This is a genomic window from Chlorobaculum sp. 24CR (genome assembly GCF_004118635.1).
GTDB lineage: Bacteria > Bacteroidota > Chlorobiia > Chlorobiales > Chlorobiaceae > Chlorobaculum.
The window spans coordinates 1-6,758 of the sequence record NZ_SDGU01000089.1; the positions used below are offsets into that span (position 1 = coordinate 1).

General features: G+C 54.3%; 6 protein-coding genes. 5 read left to right on the top strand and 1 reads right to left on the bottom strand.

What is annotated here, in order from left to right:
- Positions 1 to 412: 412 nt before the first annotated feature.
- On the bottom strand, positions 413 to 1,282 hold the full coding sequence (lgt, locus tag EST62_RS12655; protein WP_129052429.1) for a prolipoprotein diacylglyceryl transferase: 870 nt from the start codon (positions 1,280 to 1,282) through the stop codon (positions 413 to 415).
- Positions 1,283 to 1,411: 129 nt separating this feature from the next.
- On the opposite strand from lgt, the gene EST62_RS12660 reads away from it, so the two are divergent.
- The 5 genes from EST62_RS12660 to EST62_RS12680 all read left to right on the top strand — a co-directional run.
- Positions 1,412 to 2,608 carry an ATP citrate lyase citrate-binding domain-containing protein gene (locus EST62_RS12660; RefSeq protein ID WP_129052430.1) on the top strand — a complete coding sequence of 399 codons (1,197 nt, stop codon included), beginning with the start codon at positions 1,412 to 1,414 and terminating at the stop codon, positions 2,606 to 2,608.
- Between the two features lie 62 nt (positions 2,609 to 2,670).
- Complete coding sequence (locus EST62_RS12665; protein ID WP_129052431.1) at positions 2,671 to 4,497, top strand: citrate/2-methylcitrate synthase; 1,827 nt, start codon at positions 2,671 to 2,673, stop codon at positions 4,495 to 4,497.
- A gap of 187 nt (positions 4,498 to 4,684) precedes the next feature.
- A complete protein-coding gene (locus EST62_RS12670) occupies positions 4,685 to 4,936 on the top strand; it encodes a type II toxin-antitoxin system ParD family antitoxin (protein WP_209019446.1) in 252 nt (83 codons plus the stop codon).
- 13 nt (positions 4,937 to 4,949) lie between these two features.
- The gene (locus EST62_RS12675) at positions 4,950 to 5,159 is read left to right on the top strand and encodes a type II toxin-antitoxin system RelE/ParE family toxin (protein ID WP_129052432.1); all 210 of its coding nucleotides are present in this window, start codon (positions 4,950 to 4,952) and stop codon (positions 5,157 to 5,159) included.
- Between the two features lie 37 nt (positions 5,160 to 5,196).
- Positions 5,197 to 6,758 (top strand): DUF4347 domain-containing protein (locus tag EST62_RS12680; RefSeq protein ID WP_167599358.1); only part of this gene is annotated, 1,562 nt, incomplete at its 3' end.

Genomic DNA, 6,758 nt, shown 5'->3' on the forward strand with positions numbered 1-6,758 from the left:
GATACGGTCAGGCAAACGCCATTTATGAGCAGCGAAACGCGACGCTGCAACAGGCCAGAGCGGCATATCCGGAGCGTTGGGGATCAAGACCGGCAAGAGCATGGGAAATGAACCGGGAGGTGGTTCTGAACCCGGACGAAAAGTGAACAATTTTTTTCAAAAAAAAGCGACATCTCTGTTGACATAAAGCGCCATTCAGAAAGCGATTGTGGCAATTGCGATTTCATGATCATATAATTCGAAGTCAGGATGAATTGGATCGTAGCAGAAGATATATTATCGACAATCCAAAAAACTGGATGCAAGATGAAAACCATCTGTAAATCTGGCTGAATATCTGTTATGACTGCACTGTAACTTTTTAAAAGAGAGCGGTTTTTGCAAACCGCCCGTCCTTTTTCAATATTAAAACTTATTTCTTCCCACCTCCCACAACTTCCGCCTTCGCCGCCCTCGCCTTCGACCACGCCATAATCCCCACACCTACGGCTATCATAATAAAGCACAGCACCTGGCCCATCGAGAAGTTCAGGAACACGAAGCCGAGTTGGGCGTCGGGTTCGCGGAAGAATTCGATGAAGAAGCGTACCGTGCCGTAGCCGATGAGGTAGAGGCCAGAGAGGAAACCTGGCCAAGGCGCTTTTTTGCGGATTGACCAGAGAATGACGAAGAGCACGATGCCTTCGAAGAACGCTTCGTAGAGCTGTGACGGATGACGAAGTTCCACGGTCGGGGCGTCGGGGAAGTACATGCCGATGGCCGAGGTGGTGACGCGGCCGTACAGTTCGCCGTTGATGAAGTTGCCGAGGCGGCCAAAGGTGTAGCCGAGCGGCAAGGCGGGGATGAAGAGATCGACGGTGCGGAGAAAATCGACCTTCTGCTTGCGGGCAAAAATCCACATGGCGATGGCCACGCCGATCAGGCCGCCGTGGAACGACATGCCGTTGATACCGGAGAAGGCGCAGGTTCCGCTGCCGAAGCGGATCGGAATCAACGTGCCGATGGGATCCTGCAGAAACCAGTCAAATCCATAGAATAGTATGTAGCCGACCCTGCCGCCGATGAGCACACCGCCCATCGCCCAGGTCAGGGCGTCGCCGGGGAAGGTCTTGTCGAACGGAAGCTTTTCGGTGGCAATCCGGTACCGGGAAAGCAGATAAACAATGCCGAATGCCACGATGTACATGGTGCCGTACCAGCGAATGGCGATGCTCCCCACCGAAAAAATGACGGGATTCATCTGGGAAGGGAGATGTTGCCACCAGAAGGTGAAGTCGTTCATAAGAAAAAAATTATCGTTTACTGAGGATTAACACGCTTAACAGCCTTGTAACCAATGTGAATATAGTTATATTCAAACTTTGCACTCTTCTTTTCGTACTAATACCCTATAATCATAAACAGATAGAGCATGGCTAAAATTCTTGAAGGGCCAGCCATGAAGTTGTTCAACAAGTGGGGCATTCCTGTGCCGAACTATGTTGTCATCATGGACCCTGAGCGTCTTGAACAGCTTGGTGAAGCTAATAAATGGCTGCGTGAATCGAAACTTGTCGTTAAGGCTCACGAAGCTATCGGAGGCCGGTTTAAACTCGGTCTTGTCAAAATCGGACTCAATCTCGACGAGGCGATCCAAGCCTCCAGAGAGATGATCGGCGCCAAGATTGGCACCGCTGAAGTCCGCCAGGTCATCGTGGCAGAAATGCTCGATCATGACGCAGAATTCTATGTCTCCATCATCGGGAACAGTGATGGCGCCGAGTTGCTGATCTCCAAACATGGCGGCGTCGATATCGAGGATAACTGGGACAGCGTCCGCCGCCTCCAGATTCCTCTCGACGAAAATCCGACCATCGAGCAGTTGACCGTGCTCGCCAAAGATGCCGGTTTCGAAGGCGAAATCGCCGAGCGCGTCGGCAAAATCTGCTCCCGCCTTGTCCTTTGCTTCGACAACGAGGACGCTCAATCCATCGAAATCAACCCGCTGGTCATCCGCAAGAGCGACATGCGCTTTGCCGCGCTCGACGCCGTGATGAACATCGACTGGGATGCCCGGTTCCGCCATGCTGACTGGGACTTCAAACCGGTTTCCGAAATCGGCCGTCCGTTCACCGAAGCCGAGCAGCAGATTATGGACATCGATTCCCGGATCAAGGGTTCGGTCAAGTTTGTTGAAGTGCCCGGCGGTGAAATCGCCCTGTTGACCGCAGGCGGCGGCGCATCGGTGTTCTATGCCGACGCGGTCGTGGCTCGCGGCGGCACCATCGCCAACTACGCAGAGTATTCGGGCGACCCGGCTGACTGGGCTGTGGAAGCGCTCACCGAAACGCTCTGCCGCTTGCCCAACATCAAGCACATCATCGTCGGCGGCGCTATCGCCAACTTCACCGACGTCAAGGCAACCTTCAGCGGTATCATCAACGGTTTCCGCGAGAGCAAGTCGAAAGGCTACCTCGAAGGCGTCAAAATCTGGGTGCGCCGTGGCGGACCGAACGAGGCGCAGGGTCTTGCCGCTATCAGAAAACTTCAGGAGGAAGGTTTCGACATCCATGTTTACGACCGTTCCATGCCGATGACCGACATTGTCGATATGGCGTTGAAGTCTTGATGGATGCCGTTGCAAGACCTTGAAATTAAAGCATATAGAAACTCATTAAATCTGATTGAACCGTGAGCATTCTCGCAAATAAAGATACTCGGGCAGTCATCATCGGAGGCGTGGCGGGCGTCAATGCGGCAAAACGCATGGCCCAGTTCGACTACCTGATCAACCGTCCGCTGACTGTGCAGGCTTTCGTCTATCCGCCCGAAGCCGGCCAGCAGAAAGAGATTTTCCGCGGCGGCGAACTCAAGAACGTCACCGTTTATAACTCCCTTTCTCCTGCTCTCGCAGAGCATCCGGAGATCAACACCGCGCTTATCTACCTCGGCGCATCGAGGGCGACCCAGGCAGCCATTGAGGCGCTCGAATCTCCGAACATCCAACTGGTCTCCATGATCACCGAAGGTGTTCCGGAAAAGGATGCCAAGCGCCTGAAAAAACTTGCCCAGAAGCATGGCAAGATGCTGAACGGCCCGTCGTCTATCGGCGTCATGTCGGCGGGTGAGTGCCGCCTCGGCGTGATCGGCGGCGAGTACCGCAACCTGAAGCTCTGTAACCTCTACCGCCAGGGTTCGTTTGGTGTGCTGACCAAGTCTGGCGGCCTGTCCAACGAAGCGATGTGGCTCTGCGCCCAGAACGGCGACGGCATCACCTCGGCGGTGGCTATCGGCGGTGACGCCTATCCTGGCACCGACTTTGTCACCTACCTCGAAATGTTCGAGAATGATCCCGCAACCAAGGCGGTCGTGCTGATTGGCGAGGTTGGCGGCAACCTCGAAGAGGAAGCAGCCGAGTGGCTGGCAGCCCAGCCGCGCCGCATCAAGCTGGTCGCGGCTATCGGCGGCACCTGCCAGGAGGTTCTGCCGCAGGGCATGAAGTTCGGCCATGCAGGTGCGAAAGAGGGCAAAAAAGGCGCTGGCTCGGCCCGCTCCAAAATGAACGCCTTGCGCGATGCAGGCGCGCTCGTGCCCGACACTTTTGGCGGTCTCAGCAAGGCCATCAAGCAGGTCTATGACGAGCTGATCGCCGCTGGCGAAATCAAGAGCGAGATCGACGAGGCCATCCTGCCTGAGCTGCCGCCGAGCGTTCAGGAGGTCATGAAGCAGGGTGAAGTGGTTGTCGAGCCGCTTATCCGCACCACCATCTCCGACGACCGTGGCGAAGAGCCGCGCTACGCCGGTTACGCCGCTTCGGAGCTGTGCTCGAAAGGCTACGGCATCGAGGATGTGGTCAGCCTGCTCTGGAGCAAGAAGCTCCCGACCCGCGAGGAGTCCGAGATCATCAAACGCATCATCATGATTTCGGCGGATCACGGTCCGGCAGTCTCCGGTGCGTTCGGCTCGATCATCGCCGCCTGCGCCGGCATCGACATGCCGCAGGCCGTTTCGGCTGGCATGACCATGATCGGCCCCCGTTTCGGCGGTGCGGTCACCAACGCTGGCAAGTATTTCAAGATGGCTGTGAACGACTTCCCGAACGACATTCCCGGCTTCCTCACCTGGATGAAGAAGAACGTTGGCCCGGTTCCCGGCATCGGTCACAGGGTCAAGAGCGTCAAGAATCCCGACCAGCGCGTGAAGTACCTTGTCAGCTACATCAAGAACGAAACGTCGCTGCACACCCCGTGCCTGGACTACGCGCTCGAAGTGGAGAAGATCACCACGGCCAAGAAGGGCAACCTGATCCTGAACGTTGATGGCACCATCGGCTGCATTCTGATGGATCTGGAGTTCCCGGAGCATTCGCTGAACGGCTTCTTCGTTTTGGCCCGCACCATTGGCATGATCGGCCACTGGATCGACCAGAACAACCAGAACTCGCGCCTCATCAGGCTCTACGACTACCTGATCAACTACGCAGTGAAACCAGAACAAGAGGTTCCTGAGAAGAAGTAAGCGTAAGGTTCTACAAAGATCAAAAAAGCAGTCCCGGCTTGTCGGGCCTGCTTTTTTTGTTTGTGGGGGATTTGAGGGCGGGGGAGCAGAAATGATGCTGGCTTATGAGATACAAAAGCGTTTTCTTGCTGACAATTATTGTCATAAATTGACAATGCCTCAATTCATGAACATCAAGGAGAACGCTATGCCAATGAATGTCAATCTGACCCCGTATCTGGAAAAAATGGTGCGTGATAAAGTCAGTTCGGGCTTTTATACATCGGCGAGCGAAGTCATCCGCGAAGCATTGCGGCTCATGGACGAACAGGATTCGATGAAGAAGGCCAGGATCGATCTCTTGCGGCAGGAGATTCGTGCAGGACTTGAGAGCGGAGCAGCAACAGACTGGAATCCTGATGAGATAAAAAAGGCCGGGCGGGAAAAGCGTGAGGTGTAAACCGGAGGATACCATGCCGAAAATCAGAATACGCCCGCTTGCCATTGACGATCTTTCCGAAATATGGAGTTATATCGCCGAAGACAGTCCAAACCGAGCCGACAGATTTATCGACTCTATTGACAGTATTGAGGTGACACAGGGAATGTTAAAATATTTTTACTGTAGCATTGTCGTGCTGGCGTTTTTATATTATCACATTGTGATTTACCCAAAATTATGACAGTGTAAGCGCCTGTCTTTCACGGATGCTACCCCTTATGCCGCGAACTATTGTCTTCATTGATGGCCTTGTCTATGACAAGGATTATCTTGTCTCGCAGTTTTCCTCAGACATCGAATACCACGTTCTCGATCAGAATGTTGACGGGATCAGCCAGATGCTTGAGGTTCTGGCTGGTCGTTCTGGCTTCGACTCCATCCAGATCATCTCTCACGGCTCACCGGGTTCCCTCACCTTGGGCAGTACGGTACTTGACAACTCCAGCATCGGTGGTTACTCTTCGCAACTGTACACGCTCGGTTCATCTCTGAATGCTACTGGAGACCTCCTACTATATGGCTGCGGCGTTGGTGCGGGTGATGTAGGGCGTGCGTTTGTTGATGCGCTTGCCGCCGCGACGGGGGCAGATGTGGCGGCTTCGGATGATGCGACCAGCGGAAGTGCTGTTGGCGGGGATTGGGAGCTGGAGGTGCAGGCGGGGGATATAGCTCAAGCATTTTCAGTTCTTCCGTCTCAGTATCCATTTGTTCTGTCATCAACTGCCGACCCGGTAACCTCATCAACCCTGCTGTTTCCAGGCCATTCCATGGGACAATGGAGCAACGCATACGCTTTTGCGGCAATACGGGAAGACGGTTCCGTGGTGACTTGGGGTGATTCCCGCTATGGCGGCGACAGTACCGGCGTGGCTACACAACTGAATGGTTATTACGATGTTATAAAGGTGTATTCCACTAATTATGCCTTCGCTGCATTACGTGAAGATGGTAAAGTGATTACTTGGGGACTTGACTCGGCTGGGGGCAATAGCGTCGATACTGACCTTACCAAGGTCGTGGAAGTGTTCTCGACACATTATGCCTTTGCTGCATTGCGTGAGGATGGCTCGGTAGTGGCATGGTCGAAGGGTAGTTGCTGTGGAGCAGATACCTTCCCTGTTGCCAGTAAGTTGAATGGCGATATTGATGTTGTTGAGGTGTTCTCGACCTATGAGGCTTTTGCAGCATTGCGAGAAGACGGCTCGGTGGTGACGTGGGGTGATTCCACTTACGGTGGGGGAGGTAATGGGTTAACGGCGCTGGATGGTACAACCAATGTGGTACAGGTTTTTTCGACATACGGTGCGTTTGCAGCATTGCGGGAAGATGGATCGGTGGTGACGTGGGGAAATGTCAGTTGGGGTGGCAACAGTAGCAGTGTTGCGTCTAAGCTTGATGGAAGTGACGATAGCAGAGACGTGGTGCAAGTATTCTCGACGGCTTATGCCTTTGCGGCGTTGCGCGAAGATGGGTCGGTGGTGACGTGGGGAAATGTCAGTCGGGGTGGCAACAGTAGCAGTGTTGCGTCTAAGCTTGATGGAAGTGACGACAGCAGAGATGTTGTGCAAGTATTCTCGACGGCTTATGCCTTTGCGGCGTTGCGAGAAGATGGCTCGGTGGTGACATGGGGGCATAGCGTTAGTGGCGGCGACAGCAGCAGTGTAGCCGATGAGCTTGATGGCGATGTGGATGTTGTGGATATCTTTTCGGATGGGGGGGCGTTTGCTGCGTTGCGAGAAGATGGCTCCGTCGTGACGTGGGGAGCTAGCGATTGGGGTGG